The sequence below is a fragment of the Mesorhizobium sp. WSM4817 genome, from assembly GCF_055811135.1.
On the sequence record NZ_JBVVQQ010000020.1, the window covers coordinates 1 to 15,457 of the forward strand.

Consider the following 15,457-nt stretch of genomic DNA (forward strand, 5'->3'; position numbering starts at 1 on the left):
GGGCGGGCGCGGTGTCCTGCGCCATCGCTGGCGACAGCGACAGCGCCGTCAGCCCGAATGCCAAGCCAAGGCTGGCGAGCGACGCGCGGCGGAACAATAAGGACATACAATTAACTCCAATGGGGATAGCTAGGGCGGGATGGCTTCCAGACCAGCCGGATTGTGGCGGAATTTGGCACGGTCGTCAGGGCCAGCGCGCCGTTGACATCGATTGAGCCCCCTCTTATCTGTCCAACGACTTTGCGTCCAGAACCGTTTTCCGGGCGCTTTTTGCGTTTGTCCGCGTTTCACGTGGATTTGATGGGGCCGGCCGGCACCCGTCGCATCGACTTGGAATGCTATCGAAAGGACCATTGAATGGTCAGTTTTGGCGGTCTCGCCCGTAAGGTTTTCGGCTCCTCCAACGATCGCCGGGTCAAGTCGACCCGACCGCGCGTCGAAGCGATCAACGCCATGGAAAACGAGATGCGGGCGCTCTCCGATGCCGAACTGACGGCCCGCACGGAAAAATTCCGCCAGGACGTCGCCAACGGCGCCAGTCTCGACGATCTCCTGGTGCCGGCCTTCGCCACCGTGCGCGAAGCGGCGCGCCGCGTGCTCGGCATGCGCCCGTTCGACGTGCAGCTGATCGGCGGCATGGTGCTGCATAATGGCGGCATCGCCGAGATGCGCACCGGCGAGGGCAAGACGCTGGTCGCCACCCTGCCCGTCTATCTCAACGCGCTCGCCGGCAAAGGCGTCCATGTCGTCACCGTCAACGACTATCTTGCCACACGCGACTCCGAATGGATGGGCCGCGTCTACAAATTCCTCGGCCTTACGGTCGGCGTCATCGTCCATGGCCTGTCCGACGAGGAACGCCACGCCGCCTATGCCGCCGACGTCACCTACGCCACCAACAACGAGCTCGGCTTCGACTATCTGCGCGACAACATGAAATACGAGCGCGCCCAGATGGTGCAGCGCGGCCACAGCTACGCGATCGTCGACGAGGTCGATTCCATCCTGGTCGACGAGGCGCGCACGCCGCTGATCATTTCCGGTCCGCTCGAGGACCGCTCGGAAATGTACAACACCATCGACGCCTTCATGCTGAAGCTCGAACCGGCCGACTATGAGATCGACGAGAAGCAGAAGACCTCGATCTTTACCGAGGATGGCACCGAGAAGCTGGAAAACCTTTTGCGCGACGCCGGCCTGCTCAAGGGTGAGTCGCTCTACGACGTCGAGAACGTCGCCATCGTCCACCACGTCAACAATGCGCTCAAGGCGCACCAGCTGTTCCAGAAGGACAAGGACTACATCGTGCGCAACGGCGAGATCGTCATCATCGACGAATTCACCGGCCGCATGATGCCGGGCCGCCGCTATTCGGAAGGCCTGCACCAGGCGCTCGAGGCCAAGGAGCATGTGGCGATCCAGCCGGAGAACCAGACGCTCGCCTCCGTCACCTTCCAGAACTATTTCCGCCTCTACAAGAAGCTCGCCGGCATGACCGGCACGGCGTTGACCGAGGCCGAGGAATTCGCCAACATCTACAATCTCGACGTCACCGAGATCCCGACCAATCTGCCGGTCATCCGTATTGACGAGGACGACGAGGTCTACCGGACCGTCGAGGAGAAGTACAAGGCGATCGTCAGGGAGATCAAGGAAGCCCGCGAAAAAGGCCAGCCTACCTTGGTCGGAACCACCTCGATCGAGAAATCCGAGCTGCTGGCCGCACGCCTGCGCAAGGAAGGTTTTACCGATTTCGAGGTGCTGAACGCCCGCCACCATGAGCGCGAGGCGGCGATCGTCGCCCAGGCGGGAAAACCCGGCGCCATCACCATTGCCACCAACATGGCCGGCCGCGGCACCGACATCCAGCTCGGCGGCAATGCCGACATGCGCATCGCCGAGGAGCTTGGCGACATGCCGGCCGGCCCCGAGCGCGACGCCAGGGAAAAGGCAATCCGCGACGACGTCGCCCGGCTGAAGGAGAAGGCGCTCGCCGCCGGCGGCCTCTACGTGCTCGCCACCGAGCGCCATGAGTCGCGCCGCATCGACAACCAGTTGCGCGGCCGCTCGGGCCGCCAGGGCGATCCCGGGCGCTCAAAATTCTTCCTGTCGCTGCAGGACGATCTGATGCGCATCTTCGGCTCCGAGCGCATGGACGGCATGCTGCAGAAGCTTGGCCTCAAGGAAGACGAGGCGATCATCCACCCCTGGATCAACAAGGCGCTGGAAAAGGCGCAGAAGAAGGTCGAGGCGCGCAACTTCGACATCCGCAAGAACCTGCTGAAATATGACGACGTCTCGAACGACCAGCGCAAGGTGGTGTTCGAGCAGCGCCTCGAGCTGATGGACGGTGAAGGCCTGTCCGAGACCATCGCCGAGATGCGCGAGGGCGTCATCGAGGAGATCGTCGCCAAGGCTATTCCCGAAAACGCCTATGCCGAGCAGTGGAACGTCGCCGGCCTCAAGGCCGAGGTCGCCGAGTTCCTCAATCTCGACCTGCCCGTCGAGGACTGGGCCAAGGAGGAGGGCATTGCCGAGGACGATATCCGCGAGCGCATCAGCCAGGCCGCCGAGACCGCTGCCAAGGAGCGTGCAGAGCGCTTCGGCCCCGACGTGATGGCCTATGTCGAGCGCTCCGTGGTGTTGCAGACGCTTGACCATCTTTGGCGCGAGCACATCGTCAACCTCGACCACCTGCGCTCGGTCGTCGGCTTCCGCGGCTACGCCCAGCGCGACCCGCTGCAGGAATACAAGGGCGAGGCGTTCGAGCTATTCCAGGCAATGCTGGGCAATCTGCGCCAGGCCGTCACCGCGCAATTGATGCGCGTCGAGCTGGTCCGCCAGGCCGCCGAAGCGCCGCCGCCCGAGGCGCCCGACATGTTCGGCAGTCATCTCGACGGCACCACTGGCGAGGACGATTTTGACGGCGGCGAGACCGGTCTTCTGGTTCGCCAGGAGACCCACGCCACCGTCGCCCCCGAAAACCGCGACCCGCAAAACCCCGCCACCTGGGGCAAGGTCGGCCGCAACGAGGCCTGCCCGTGTGGTTCGGGCAAGAAGTACAAGCATTGCCATGGGGCGTTTGCGTAAGCACCCACTTCCCTTCTCCCCGTTCACGGGGAGAAGGTGCCCGAAGGGCGGATGAGGGGCGACGCCAACGCCCACGATTAGCCAATCTCACCACCCGTGGGGGGATGGCCGGCTTGCGAGAGGGGGGCGCTGTCCCGTCGACACCGGAAATGGGCCTTCAGCTCTTATTTCTTTCCATCAGCTGGCCTGTCGTTTCGTCGCGTTCTGCCGCGAACGGTGAACATGGCACAAAGCCGGCGCCCCTCATCCGCCTGCCGGCACCTTCTGCCCGTGAACGGGGAGAAGGGAGGGCTTCCACCTCTCACCCAACCGTTTCTTAATGTGTTTTGACTACACCCAGACCCGAAAAGAAGCCGAAAACGGAGTGTGATCAGGGTGCGCTTTTCCGCGGCGACGACAGCCGGGCGGTTCCTGCCGCAGCGCCTTGCGCTGCGCGCAAAGCCGCTGCTTGGCCGCATCGATGCCGTGCTGTTCACCGCCGACGAGCGCGGCGAAGCCAGCCGCATGTCGCTGATCGCCTTTTCCATCCGCATCGTCAGCGCCGTCATCGCTTTCGTCAGTCAGGTGCTGATGGCGCGCTGGATGGGCTCGTTCGAGTATGGCATTTTTGTCGTTGTCTGGGTGACGATGGTGATCGTCGGCAATCTCGCCTGCCTCGGCTTCCACACCTCGATCATCCGCTTCATTCCCGAATATCGCGAGCGCAACATGCTGGCCGAACTGCGCGGCATCGTGCTGACCAGCCGCCTGTTCGTGCTGGTCGCCTCGACGGCGATCGCCGGACTGGGCGCGCTCGGCGTCTGGCTGCTCTCGCCGTTTATCGAGAACTACTATGTCGTGCCGTTCATTCTCGGCCTCATCTGCATGCCGATGATCGCCATGTCCGATCTGCTGCAGGGGCTGGCGCGGGCCAACTCGTGGGCGCTGTTTGCGCTGGCGCCGACTTATCTGGTGCGGCCGGTGCTGATCCTGGCGCTGATGGCGCTGATGCTTCTGGTCGGCTTTGCGCCCGATGCCAGGACGGCGATCTTCGCCTCGATCGCCGCCACCTATGCCACCACGCTCGGCCAGCTCATCGGCATCACTGCGCGCATCGGCAAAAAAATCCCGGCCGGGCCGAGGAAGCTGCATTTCGCGCAATGGTTCCTCGTGTCGCTGCCGATCTTCCTGGTCGAAGGCTTCTTCTTCCTGCTCACCAATGCCGACGTGCTGATGGTCGGCGCCTATATGAATCCCAACGACGTCGCCGTCTATTTCGCCACGGTCAAGACGCTGGCACTGGTGCATTTCGTCTATTTTGCGGTCAAGGCGGGCGTTGCCCAGCGCTACGCGCAATTCACCCATGGCGAGCCCGAAAAGCTCGCCGCCTTCGCCCGCGAAACCGTGTCGTGGACGTTCTGGCCATCGCTGTTGATGGCGCTGCTGGTGCTGGTGCTGGGCGAGCCGATGCTGAGCTTGTTCGGGCCTGAATTCGTTGCCGGCTACCCGCTGTTGTTCCTGCTGGTCTTCGGCGTCGTCGCCCGCGCCGCCGTCGGCCCCTGCGAAAGCCTGCTCACCATGAGCGGCAACCAGAATATCTGCGCCGCCGTCTACGCCATGACGCTGGCCTTCAACATCGGCCTCAATCTGGTGCTGATCCCGCTTTTCGGCCTGTGGGGCGCGGCGATGGCCACCGCCTTCGCGATGATCTTCGAAGCCGGCGCGCTGTCCTTCACGGTCTGGCGCAGGCTCGGCATCGTCATGGTCATTTTCGTAGCCGCCAAAGGAGCCGCGTGATGGCTGCCATCCCGTTGCTCGAGGAAACCAGCGGCGGCCCGGCCGGCGCCCTGGTGTCGGGCCTCGCCGGGCTCGCCCGCGAAGCCGATCCCGCCCATATCGAATTGTTGGCCAACGGCCGGCCCCAGCGCAAACTGGCAATTTACGCCGCCTCCGCCGGCTTCGACCTGGTCGAGGAACTCGACTATCTCTGCGCCCGCACGATCGAGCCCAACGTGTTCTTCAACCCGCGCTTCCTGGCACCCGCCATGCCGCGACTGGAAGACCGCGAGGTGCGGCTGGCGGTCATCCGCGACGGCGACGAATACCGCAACCGGCTGCGCTTGCTGGTGCCGTTCTCGGTGGAGCGGCCGGCGACGCCGCTCGGCGTGCGGGTGATGCGCACATGGTCGAGCCCGTTCGGGCCGATCGGCACGCCGCTGGTCGACCGCGACGATCCCGTCGGCGTCATCGAGGATTTCTTCGCGATGCTGTCGCGGCCGCATCTCAAACTGCCAAAAGTCTTCGTGCTGCCCGACATCCGGCTCGACGGCCCGGTGGCCAGCCTGCTGGCCACCGTCGCCGAGACGCGTGGCCTGACGCTGGTCACCACCGGCAAGGCCGAACGGCCGATGCTCGAAAGCGAGATCGACGGCGATGAGTATCTGAAGGCCTCGCTGCGCTCGCACCATTATCGCGAGTTTCGCCGCCTAAAACGCCGCCTCGCCGACCTGGGCAGGCTGGAGCATCAGGTGGCGCGCGGACCGGAAAACATCCGCCATGCCATCGAGCGTTTTTTGACGCTTGAGGCCGCCGGCTGGAAAGGCCGCGAGCGCACCGCCATGGCCATCGACCGCTACCGCGCCGCCTTTGCCCGCGAGGCCGTGCACCGGCTGGCCGAACGCGACCTGTGCCGCATCCATTCACTGACGCTCGATGACCGCACCATCGCTTGCCTGGTCGTCTTCGTCGAGGCCGGCGTCGCCTACACCTGGAAGACGGCCTATGACGAGACGCTCGCCGCCTATTCGGCGGGCACGCTGCTGATGATCGAGGTGACCAGGCAGCATCTCGACGATCCCAACATCATGATGACCGATTCCTGCGCCGTGCCCGACCATCCGGTGATGAGCCGGCTATGGACGGAGCGCCGGCCGATCGGCACGCTGGTCATCGGCCTGACGCCGGACGCCGACCGCCTCGCCCGCCAGGCGGCGTCGCAGATCCACCTCTACCGCGAAACCCGCAACATGGCGCGCCTGCTGCGCAACCGGGTGAAGAACTTGCTGGGACGGCGGTAGGGCAAAGTGCGGCTCTCCTTTCTCCCCTTCTTGTGCTTCTTGTGGGAGAAGGTGGCCTCGCGAAGCGAGGTCGGATGAGGAGTGCTCAAGTGGCACCCAACAGCGCTCCGTCCAGTAACCGTCTTGGCGCTACGCGCCAATCCGCCGCCCGGGGCGAATCACGGGCCTCGCCCGCCCTTCGGCCCCACAAGGGGAGAAGGAAGAGAGGGGCAGCGCCGGCTGGTGGTCGCGGCGCATCATCCAGGACCGCCTGGTCTACCGCGCCGCCGCGTCCCTTCGCTCCTTGCTCCGGCCCGGGAATGACGAAGGCGCAGGGGCTTACGCTGATCACCAGCGCTGGAAATTGGCAGCTGCAGGCCGGACGGCAGCGACCGTCCACAGTCCCTTTCAGACTCAGTGGAAGAACTGTGTCGAAGGCCTAGGTCATCAGGGTTAATTCTCCCAACCGGCGGAAAGGATTAGCATCGGCGACAATCTCGGCCGCGCAACCAGCATCATTGCCGCCTCGGTCCTGCACGGCCAGAACAAAAATCTGGGAGGAATGCATGACGAAACCAATTCACTTCAGGCGTCGCAGTATTCTCGCTTTGACCGGCCTGATCGGCGCCTGCCTGACTGCGGCCGCGGGTCAGGCCGCCGAGCCCGGCAAGGTCGAGATCGATGCCCTGAAACAATCGCTTTCGAAGTACGAAGACTACAAGGCCGCCATTCGCGACCTCTATCTGTCGACGGTCGGATGCGTTTATTACAGCGGCGAAAAAGTGGCTGGAGCTATGGATTACCCGAAGGGCGCGATGGGCATTCATTTCGTCAACGTCGCGAGCGTCAGCCCGACACCAGATCCGGCGCGCCCCAATGTCCTTATCTATGAGCCGGTCGACGGCGGCTTGCGCCTGGTGGCCGTGGAATGGCTTGTTCCGCTGACGCCCGACACCAAGGAGCCGCCGAAACTGTTTGGACAGACGTTCCAGGGGCCGATGGAGGGGCATTATCCGCTTATTCCGGTGGAGTTCTACCATTACGATCTTCACGTCTGGCTGTTCAAAGACAACCCACTTGGAATGTTCAGCCCGACGAACCCCGACGTGAAATGCGACAATTACGCGTTTCCGATGCCGGAGCAGCCGACCAAGATGGTGCCGGGGCCGATGTAATGGCGACTTAGTCTACGCAATGGCCCGGCCTCAATTGGGTTATCCCAGGTACGCGTAGGATAACCTCCCACCGAGCCTTCAAGGTGTCTCGGGTAGAAAATGGTGCCCCTAGCCGGGATCGAACCAGCACTCCTTGCGGAACTCGATTTTGAGTCGAGCGCGTCTACCAATTCCGCCATAGGGGCTCAGGCCGGGCGGCCTGGATGGGCGCGGACTATACGGTTGGAGGCCTGTTCGTCAACTGGCCAATTCGGGGTGGCCAATTCCGGGCATTCGGCTTTCGCTCGGCCGCGGCCTTTCGATTTCGTGAAGCTACGGCCATTGTGCGGCGCGAAAAATCTTTCTAGACAGGCAGCGCATTGAAGCGCGCCGCGTCTGGAGAGATTCATCTGGCGTGCTTTTGGTCTTGGTTTTTATGCATTGTTGTCCCAAAGGCGCTGCGCTTTTTTGGGCGACGTGCATCAGGAGTGCCGATGCTTCGCGGACTTTACGACTGGACCTTGTCGCTGGCGGCGAAGAAATCCGCCGAATGGTGGCTGGCCTTCATCGCTTTCGTCGAAAGCTCGGTATTTCTCGTGCCGGCCGACGTGCTCTATCTGCCGATGGCGCTGTCGCGGCCGGATCGCGCCTATCGCTACGCGCTGGTCGCCACGCTGGCCTCCGTTCTGGGTGGCATAGCCGGCTGGTACATCGGCAACTACGCCTATGACACGGTGGCGCGGCCGATCCTTGAATTCTACGGCAAGTATGACGACTTCGAGACACTGCGCGTCTCGGCGGGCACCGGATTCATCGTGCTGATGCTGATCACCTCCGGCCTCGCCCATCTGCCGCCGATCAAGGTGGTGACGATCCTGTCCGGCGTCATCGGCACGCCTTTGCTGCTGTTCATCGTGCTGGCGATCGTGGCGCGCGGCGCCCGTTTCCTGTTCCTCGCCTGGCTGCTGCGCCGCTATGGCGAGCCGATCCGCGAGTTCATCGAAAAGCGCCTCGGCATGATCGCCGGCGCCGGCGCCGCTGCCCTGATTTCGCTCTATATCGTCGTCAAATACGCGTTTTAGAGCATGATCCCGAACCGAAGGTCAGCGTAGCAAAAAGTGGGCGCCGGCTTTCGGAAAAGTTCATGCTCAACAACAAGGCGAACGGCAGATCGATGACAGCGACCGTGAATGCCGACCCTGGACGCCAGCGCATGCGGACGGCGTTGTTCCTCGCCGCCGCCATGGCCGCCACCGTCGGCTCGGCGCTGGCCTTCCAGCATCTCGGCGGCTACATCCCCTGCAAGCTCTGCCTGGAGCAACGCACCCCCTATTACATCGGCGTGCCGCTGATGCTGCTGGCGGCGCTTGCGACGACCTTGCGCTGGCCGGCCTGGCTGACACGCGGCCTGCTGGCCGTCGGCGGCCTGCTGATGGTCTACGGCGTCTATCTCGGCGTCTATCATTCCGGCGTCGAATGGGCGTGGTGGCCGGGGCCGACCGACTGCGGAGCGGCTGCCGGACCGGTCGACACCGGCGGCAAGGGCGTGCTCGATGCGCTCGACAGATTCGTCCCGCCCTCCTGCGACAAGGCGGCCGTGCGCATCCTCGGCTTGTCGCTGGCCGGCTGGAACGCCATCGCCAGCTTTGTCCTGGCAATCATCGCCTTCCGCGGCGCCTTTGCCCGCGGCTGAGCTGCACAGCGCAGAGTTCGTCCAGAAATTCGTCAGGCCGGAGCGCATGACGTGGGTTTCGAGAACCGGAGCGGAGCGTACTTACAGTACGTGAGCAGAGCAACGGAAGCGCAGAAAGCTGCGTCAGGCGACCGGCATGGCGGATTTCTGCCGAACTCTATGGCTCCAGTTCGACATCCCAGTAGAGATAATCCATCCAGCTTTCATGCAGATGGTTGGGCGGGAACAGGCGGCCATTGTTGTGCAGATCATGCACCGTCGGCTGAAAAGGTTTCTGCAGCGGCCACATCTTGGCGTGCGCCGGCATCATGCCGCCTTTCCTCAGATTGCAGGGCGAGCAGGCGGCGACGACATTCTCCCACGTCGTTGCGCCGCCGCGATGGCGGGGAACGACATGGTCGAAGGTCAGATCCTCCGGCGTGCCGCAATACTGACACTGGAAACGGTCGCGCAGGAAGACGTTGAAGCGGGTGAAGGCCGGATGCCGCGATGGCTTCACATAAGCTTTCAGGCTGACGACGCTCGGCAACTTCATCGAGAAGGTCGGCGACGACACCGCGTGCTCGTATTCGGCGACGATGTTGACCCGCTCGAGGAACACCGCCTTGATGGCGTCCTGCCACGACCAGAGCGACAGGGGGTAATAGCTGAGCGGACGGTAATCCGCGTTCAGCACCAGTGCTGGAAGCCCATCCGGAGATACGGCAACCGTCACGTCATTGACCTCCTTGGTCCAGTGCATGACCCCGAAAATCGAATCGATTTTCGGAAAGGATCATGCACAGATTCAAAAGTCTTACAGCGTCCTTTGCGCATCCAGTCGGATGCGCGGCGCTGTAGCCTGTCGGCGCGGATACTGTAAGCCCGACATGACAGGGATGTGAAGCGGCTTGTCGATCAATCGCGGCGCTAAAAATGCATGATTTTCATGCTTTCTTACGGATTCAGCCAGGCGGCGCGGCGTCCCTGCCCCGGGTTTCACGATAATACGCCCAAAAAAGCCGTGATGCGACACCGCGCCACGGGCTCCATGATTCGGCGAGCTTGATCAGCGTTTTCTCGGGCGGGCGCGGGTCGATGCCGAGCGCGTGGCCGACCGCGCTCTGCAGGGCAACGTCGCGTGCCGGGAAGACGTCGGGGTGGCCGGCGGCGAACAGAAGATAGACTTCCGCCGTCCACGGACCGATGCCTGACACCTTGGTCATCGCCGCGATCGCCTCCGCGGCGTCGAGCAAACAGAGATGATCGAGGTCGAGCCCATCGACCACCGCCTGGGCGACGGCGATCAGCCCGCGCTGTTTCGGCCGCGACAGTCCGGCTTCGCGAAAGATGGCTTCGTCAGCGGCAAGGATGGCTTGCGGCGTCAGCGGATCGACGAGTTTTGTCAGCCGCCCGAAGATCGCGTCGGCGCTGGCGCGGGATACCTGCTGCGAGACGATGATCGAGGCAAGGCTACTGAACCCCGGCTCAGACAGCCGAAGCGGCACCTCGCCGGCCATGCCGCGCACCTTTTCCAGGCGCGGGTCGAGCAGGCAGAGTGCGTCGAGCCCTTGCGAGACGTCGTCGAGCGTGGCGATGCGTTGCATGTCTGCTTGTTCCCGGCCCAAAGTGGCAGGCGCAAAGTAGCAACTGGCGAAAGCGCCGCACAACCCGATTGCCGCCGAACGATGACACTCCTGACATTCCGTTTCGCGCCGAGCCCGAATGGCGAACTGCATCTCGGCCATGCCTATTCGGCGCTGCTCAATCAAAAGTTGGCCAGCGCAACCGGCGGGCGGCTGTTGCTGCGCGTCGAAGACATCGATACGACGCGCTGCACACCGGAATTCGAGGCCGGTATTTTTCGCGACCTGGAATGGCTCGGGCTTGGCTGGGAACAACCGGTGCGCCGCCAGTCCGAGCATTTTTTAGACTATCAGGCGGTGCTCGATCGGCTGATCAGCGAGGAACTCGTCTACCCGGCCTTCATGAGCCGTGGCGAAATCCGCGCCTTCATTGCCGACCGCGAAAGGCGCGGCCGCGACTGGCCGCGCGACCCGGACGGGGTGCCGCTCTATCCCGCCGTCGACAAGGCGCTGACTATGAAGGAACGCCAGCAACGGATGGCCGAGAATGTGCCCTTCGCCTGGCGGCTCGACGTCGATGCTGCGGTGGCGCGCGTCGGCACGGGTCTGTCATGGCTGGAATTTTCCGATGAAAGCCTTTCCGCGACACGCACGATAGAAGCCCGGCCGCAGGACTGGGGCGACGTGATCGTGGCGCGCCGTGAAATCCCGACAAGCTATCATCTCGCCGTCGTCGTCGACGACGCGCTGCAAGGCGTCAGCCATGTGGTGCGCGGCCAGGACCTCTATTCCGCCACCGGCGTGCAGCGCCTGCTCCAGGAACTCCTCGGCCTGCCGCAATCAGGCTACTTCCACCATCGTCTGGTCCTGGGCCCGGACGGACGAAAGCTGTCGAAGAGTTTTGCCGATACCGGCCTTGCCGCCTTGCGCGAGGCCGGCGCATCACCGGAAGACGTCCGGCGGCTGGTTGGGATTTAAATCAATTCCGTTACCTCAGAACGTCACGACGGTGCAGAACCTTTGATGGCGGAGCGAGGCGCCCCCCTCTGTCCTGCCGGACATCTCCCCCACAAGGGGGGAGATCGCCGTCACCACCGCCTTCGCGAACCGCCACCGTCGCGGGAGCGAGCGGTACGCCAAAGCTGCCAATCTCCCCCCAAGTGGGGGAGATGTCCGGCAGGACAGAGGGGGGCGCGAAGGATCACGACAGATGAGCATTTATCCGAGTGGAATTGGATCATGTTTTGATCCTCCCTGATCCAGGGCGCTTCCTTCAATTCGGATGAGCCTATGGATCAACCGTTTGGTTTTGCTAGCAGGGTTGAACCGCATTACAGCAGTCCCGTACAAAACCCCTCACCGAGCACGCGGCAGCCTTTCAAAAATGCGCAGCATCAAGCGGTTCATCCCCGCCTCCTTTGTCGTCCTGTGGGCGACCGGCTTCATCGGCGCGCGTTATGCCATGCCGTGGGCCGAGCCTTTCACCTTCCTGGTCGCTCGTTTCGTGCTGGCCGCCGTGCTGTTGGCCGCCTTGATGGCAGCACTCGGCTCCAGGCGAGCGACGCGCAAGGAGGCGTTTCACGCGACCGGCGCCGGCATCCTGATGCATGGCGTCTATCTCGGCGGCGTGTTCTGGGCCATCCACAGGGGCATGCCGGCCGGGTTATCGGCCTTGATCGTCGGGCTGCAGCCGCTGATCACCGCAGTGATGGCCGGCCGATTTCTCGGCGAGGCGATCCTGCCGCGCCATTGGGCCGGCCTCACTGTCGGACTTGCCGGCGTGGTCATCGTGCTTTGGCCGAAGCTCGGAACGCTCGGCGGCGGCGTGACGGCCGAAACGCTGGCCGCCTCGCTTGTCTCGGTGCTTGGCATGAGCGCCGGCACGATCTGGCAGAAGCGCTTCGCCTCCGGCGGCGATCTCGTGGCGGCCACCACTTGGCAATATGTCGGCGGTGCATCGGTGATGGTTTTGGCCTCGCTCGCTTTCGAGACCCGAACCGTCATCGTCAATGGCGAGTTGATCTTCGCCATGGCATGGCTGGTGCTGGTGCTGTCGATCGGCGCCATCTTCCTGTTGATGGTAATGATCCGCGACGGCGAGATGTCGAAAGTCGCTTCGCTGTTCTATCTGGTCCCGGCCGTCACCGCGGTCATCGCCTGGCTGTTGTTCGGCGAACAGTTGAACCTGGTCCAGATCGTCGGCATGGCGATCGCGACGCTCGGCGTCGGGCTGGCAACCGCTCAGCCAACCAAAGCATGATCCCAAAAAGTGGGAACCGGTTTCGGAAAAGATCATGCTCAAAACAAGAATCAGCCAACTCGCGCGCGTGCCTCCAGATAGCGGCTGATCGCGGCATTGAGTTCACCGCCGAGAATGAAGATCGCCGAGACCATATAGAGGAAGACGACCGCGACCATGATCGAGGCAAGGCCGGCATAGGTCGTCACATAGGACGAGAAACGGTCGAGATAGGCGGCGAAGATGGTCGACCCGATAAGCCAGGCAATCAGCGTGAAGATGATGCCCGGTATGATCGAGACGAAGCGGCGCTTGCCCGCAGGCAGCCAGTAATGCACCGCGAACAGCCCGCCGACGATGACGACCGAGGCGATGATGTAACGCCACAGCGTGATCGTTCCCATATAGGGTTTTACCCATTCGAAATTGGCCTCGGCCAGCCGCGCCAGCAACGGCGCAAACACCAGAAGCACGCTGATCGCCAGAAAACCTGCCGTGGCGATCAGCACGAAGGCGATGCTCTGTACCCGGCGGTAGATGATGCCGCGCGTTTCGGAAACGCGGTAGGCGCGGTTGAGCGAGGTGCGCAGCGCCTCGATGCCGTTCGAGGCGAAGAAGGCGGCAAGCAGCACGCCATAGGTCAACAGGTCGGTGCGCTGCACGGTGAGCACGTTGAGCACCTCGCGCGCGATCGGCTGGGCGATCTGCTCGGGCCAGGTGTCGAAGACGATATGCACGGCGGTGTCGGCGAAAGCCTGTGCGCCGAGGAAGCTGGCCAGCGTCGTGGCGAAAATCAGAAAAGGGAACAGCGCCATCAGCGCCGTGATCGCCAGATGACTGGCCATCGCCCAGCCATCGTCTGCATCGAAATGGCCGAACGCGTCATAGAGCACGCGCTTGAGGGCTACGATCTTCCGCAACAAGAACCGCGTTCCCTTCGATTGTCTCGACGCCGCGAATATGGGAAGGGATTGCGGCAAATGGCAAGCCTAGGTCAAAGCACGCTTCCTCCTGGAGAAGAGTTGCGCACCATCATCGTCACCGGAGCTTCTTCCGGGATAGGCGCCTATTGCACCCGGGCGCTGAAGGCGGAAGGCTGGCGGGTGTTCGCGACGGCACGCAAGCCGGAGGACATCGCCGCCCTCGAGGCCGACGGCCTCGAGGCTTTCTATCTGGACTATTGCGAACCGGGATCCATCGAGACGCTGGTGGCGTCGGTGCTGGAGCGGACCGGCGGACGGCTCGATGCCCTGTTCAACAACGGCGCCTACGCCCAGCCCGGCGCCGTCGAGGACCTGCCGGTCGCAGCGCTCAGAGAGCAGTTCGAGGCGAATGTCTTCGGCTGGCATGACCTCACCCGCCGTGTCGTGCCGGTGATGCGGCGCCAGGGCCATGGCCGTCTTGTCCACTGCTCCTCGATCCTCGGCCTGGCGCCACTGCCCTTTCGCGGCGCCTATTCGGCGTCGAAGCACGCGATCGAAGGGCTGATGCTGTGCATGCATCAGGAACTCCAGGGCAGCGGCATCCATGTCTCGCTGATCGAGCCGGGGCCGGTGACATCGAAGATCGCCAGCAACGGCCTTGTGTGGTTTCTCAGGAATATCGACCATGAGAATTCCGTGCACCGCCTCGCTTACGAGGCGCAGCTGCAACGGCTGCAGGCCGGCGGCAGCACGTCACGGCTGAAGCCCGGGCCGGCGGTGGTTCATGCGGCCTTGCGCCATGCGCTTCTGTCGCGGCGCCCGCGTCCGCATTATGTGGTAACGGTGCCGGCCAGGATCGGCGTCGTCCTCAAACGCATCCTGCCGGCATCAATGCTCTACCGCCTGCTTGCCAAACGCGCCTGAACGCAATCGACTGGAAAACACACTATGGCAACCGTCTTCAACATCCTCGCTGTTCTCGTCATGGTCGCCGTGGTCATCGTGCTGATCCGCGGCCTCGTCAACATGATGCGCGGCGGCTCCGGCATGACCTCCAACAAGCTGATGCAGACGCGCGTGCTGCTGCAGTTCGTGGCATTGGTGCTGATCATGCTGGCGGTGTATTTCACCCGCAAGTGACGAGGGTGGCGATTTCGGGAGGCAGAGCGTGGTCAAGCTCAACAAGATTTACACCCGTACCGGCGACGACGGCACCACCGGCCTCGGCACCGGTGAACGGCGGCTGAAATCCGATCTGCGCATCGACGCCTATGGCACGATCGACGAAGCCAATGCCTGCATCGGCATGGCCCGCATCCACACCGCGGCAACACACCCGGCGATCGACGCGATGCTCGGCCGCATCCAGAACGACCTTTTCGACCTCGGCGCCGATCTGGCGGTGCCGGACGACGGCAAGCCGCTCGGTTATGAGCCGCTGCGCATCACCGCTGTGCAGACCGACCGCGTCGAAAAGGACATCGACCTGCTCAACAAGGATTTGCAGCCGCTCAAATCCTTCGTGCTCAACGGCGGCACGCCGGCGGCGGCGGCCCTTCACCTCGCCCGCACGGTGGCGCGGCGGGCCGAGCGCATCATGGTGGCTTTGACGCAAACCCCAGGCGAGCACGTCAGCCCCGAGGCGATAAGATACATCAACCGCGTATCGGACTTTCTGTTCGTCGCCGCACGCGCGGTCAATGACAATGGAAACGCCGACGTGCTATGGGTTCCCGGCAAAAACCGCTGAATCTGCCG

Annotated in this window: 14 protein-coding genes and 1 tRNA gene; 11 read left to right on the forward strand and 4 right to left on the reverse strand. The window is 63.4% G+C overall.

Going from position 1 to position 15,457, the window contains the following annotated elements:
* Positions 1 to 357 precede the first annotated feature (357 nt).
* The 4 genes from secA to AC0L2K_RS24070 all read left to right on the forward strand — a co-directional run bounded on the left by secA (position 358) and on the right by AC0L2K_RS24070 (position 7,300).
* Entirely contained in the window at positions 358 to 3,090 is a 2,733-nt protein-coding gene (gene secA, locus AC0L2K_RS24055; protein ID WP_473532508.1) for a preprotein translocase subunit SecA, read from the forward strand.
* A gap of 375 nt (positions 3,091 to 3,465) precedes the next feature.
* A complete protein-coding gene (locus tag AC0L2K_RS24060; protein ID WP_128170429.1) occupies positions 3,466 to 4,866 on the forward strand; it encodes a lipopolysaccharide biosynthesis protein in 1,401 nt (466 codons plus the stop codon).
* Entirely contained in the window at positions 4,866 to 6,146 is a 1,281-nt protein-coding gene (locus AC0L2K_RS24065; protein WP_473532509.1) for a GNAT family N-acetyltransferase, read from the forward strand. Before AC0L2K_RS24060 ends, AC0L2K_RS24065 begins: the two co-directional genes overlap by 1 nt.
* Before the next feature lie 545 nt (positions 6,147 to 6,691).
* Positions 6,692 to 7,300, forward strand: a complete 609-nt coding sequence (locus AC0L2K_RS24070) for a hypothetical protein (protein WP_128170427.1) — start codon at positions 6,692 to 6,694, stop codon at positions 7,298 to 7,300.
* A 100-nt stretch (positions 7,301 to 7,400) separates the two neighbouring features.
* Here AC0L2K_RS24070 and AC0L2K_RS24075 read toward each other — a convergent pair.
* Positions 7,401 to 7,485, reverse strand: a tRNA-Leu gene (locus AC0L2K_RS24075).
* Between the two features lie 288 nt (positions 7,486 to 7,773).
* On the opposite strand from AC0L2K_RS24075, the gene AC0L2K_RS24080 reads away from it, so the two are divergent.
* Positions 7,774 to 8,361 (forward strand): YqaA family protein, encoded by a 588-nt coding sequence (locus tag AC0L2K_RS24080; RefSeq protein ID WP_128168694.1) that lies wholly within the window; start codon positions 7,774 to 7,776, stop codon positions 8,359 to 8,361.
* Positions 8,362 to 8,453: 92 nt separating this feature from the next.
* Positions 8,454 to 8,972: a disulfide bond formation protein B gene (locus AC0L2K_RS24085; protein ID WP_023797251.1), complete on the forward strand. Its 519-nt coding sequence runs from the start codon at positions 8,454 to 8,456 to the stop codon at positions 8,970 to 8,972.
* Between the two features lie 157 nt (positions 8,973 to 9,129).
* Here the strand turns inward: AC0L2K_RS24085 and AC0L2K_RS24090 are convergent, their stop codons facing one another.
* Together AC0L2K_RS24090 and AC0L2K_RS24095 are read right to left on the reverse strand one after the other, a co-directional pair.
* Positions 9,130 to 9,687: an HNH endonuclease gene (locus AC0L2K_RS24090; protein ID WP_023797250.1), complete on the reverse strand. Its 558-nt coding sequence runs from the start codon at positions 9,685 to 9,687 to the stop codon at positions 9,130 to 9,132.
* A gap of 229 nt (positions 9,688 to 9,916) precedes the next feature.
* Entirely contained in the window at positions 9,917 to 10,558 is a 642-nt protein-coding gene (locus tag AC0L2K_RS24095; RefSeq protein ID WP_128168695.1) for a DNA-3-methyladenine glycosylase family protein, read from the reverse strand.
* Positions 10,559 to 10,639: 81 nt separating this feature from the next.
* Between AC0L2K_RS24095 and gluQRS the strand changes: the two genes are divergently transcribed.
* The gene (gluQRS, locus tag AC0L2K_RS24100; RefSeq protein WP_128168696.1) at positions 10,640 to 11,515 is read left to right on the forward strand and encodes a tRNA glutamyl-Q(34) synthetase GluQRS; all 876 of its coding nucleotides are present in this window, start codon (positions 10,640 to 10,642) and stop codon (positions 11,513 to 11,515) included.
* Positions 11,516 to 11,921: 406 nt separating this feature from the next.
* Positions 11,922 to 12,797: a DMT family transporter gene (locus AC0L2K_RS24105; RefSeq protein ID WP_473532510.1), complete on the forward strand. Its 876-nt coding sequence runs from the start codon at positions 11,922 to 11,924 to the stop codon at positions 12,795 to 12,797.
* A 50-nt stretch (positions 12,798 to 12,847) separates the two neighbouring features.
* Here AC0L2K_RS24105 and AC0L2K_RS24110 read toward each other — a convergent pair whose 3' ends face one another.
* Positions 12,848 to 13,699 (reverse strand): YihY/virulence factor BrkB family protein, encoded by an 852-nt coding sequence (locus AC0L2K_RS24110; RefSeq protein WP_128168699.1) that lies wholly within the window; start codon positions 13,697 to 13,699, stop codon positions 12,848 to 12,850.
* Positions 13,700 to 13,756: 57 nt separating this feature from the next.
* On the opposite strand from AC0L2K_RS24110, the gene AC0L2K_RS24115 reads away from it, so the two are divergent.
* From AC0L2K_RS24115 to AC0L2K_RS24125, 3 genes are read left to right on the forward strand one after another with little or no spacing between them, the layout of a single operon-like run.
* Positions 13,757 to 14,623 (forward strand): SDR family oxidoreductase, encoded by an 867-nt coding sequence (locus AC0L2K_RS24115; protein WP_128168700.1) that lies wholly within the window; start codon positions 13,757 to 13,759, stop codon positions 14,621 to 14,623.
* Between the two features lie 24 nt (positions 14,624 to 14,647).
* The gene (locus tag AC0L2K_RS24120) at positions 14,648 to 14,839 is read left to right on the forward strand and encodes a twin transmembrane helix small protein (RefSeq protein WP_123149186.1); all 192 of its coding nucleotides are present in this window, start codon (positions 14,648 to 14,650) and stop codon (positions 14,837 to 14,839) included.
* A 28-nt stretch (positions 14,840 to 14,867) separates the two neighbouring features.
* Entirely contained in the window at positions 14,868 to 15,449 is a 582-nt protein-coding gene (locus AC0L2K_RS24125; RefSeq protein ID WP_128168701.1) for a cob(I)yrinic acid a,c-diamide adenosyltransferase, read from the forward strand.
* The last annotated feature ends 8 nt before the right edge of the window (positions 15,450 to 15,457 follow it).

What these genes read in the sequence shown, in the direction of transcription:
- secA (WP_473532508.1), top strand. Translation starts at nt 358, where the DNA reads ATGGTCAGTTTTGGCGGTCTCGCCCGTAAGGTTTTCGGCTCCTCCAAC.
- AC0L2K_RS24065 (WP_473532509.1), top strand. Translation starts at nt 4,866, where the DNA reads ATGGCTGCCATCCCGTTGCTCGAGGAAACCAGCGGCGGCCCGGCCGGC.
- AC0L2K_RS24070 (WP_128170427.1), top strand. Translation starts at nt 6,692, where the DNA reads ATGACGAAACCAATTCACTTCAGGCGTCGCAGTATTCTCGCTTTGACC.
- AC0L2K_RS24080 (WP_128168694.1), top strand. Translation starts at nt 7,774, where the DNA reads ATGCTTCGCGGACTTTACGACTGGACCTTGTCGCTGGCGGCGAAGAAA.
- AC0L2K_RS24085 (WP_023797251.1), top strand. Translation starts at nt 8,454, where the DNA reads ATGACAGCGACCGTGAATGCCGACCCTGGACGCCAGCGCATGCGGACG.
- AC0L2K_RS24095 (WP_128168695.1), bottom strand. Translation starts at nt 10,558, where the DNA reads ATGCAACGCATCGCCACGCTCGACGACGTCTCGCAAGGGCTCGACGCA.
- gluQRS (WP_128168696.1), top strand. Translation starts at nt 10,640, where the DNA reads ATGACACTCCTGACATTCCGTTTCGCGCCGAGCCCGAATGGCGAACTG.
- AC0L2K_RS24105 (WP_473532510.1), top strand. Translation starts at nt 11,922, where the DNA reads ATGCGCAGCATCAAGCGGTTCATCCCCGCCTCCTTTGTCGTCCTGTGG.
- AC0L2K_RS24115 (WP_128168700.1), top strand. Translation starts at nt 13,757, where the DNA reads ATGGCAAGCCTAGGTCAAAGCACGCTTCCTCCTGGAGAAGAGTTGCGC.
- AC0L2K_RS24120 (WP_123149186.1), top strand. Translation starts at nt 14,648, where the DNA reads ATGGCAACCGTCTTCAACATCCTCGCTGTTCTCGTCATGGTCGCCGTG.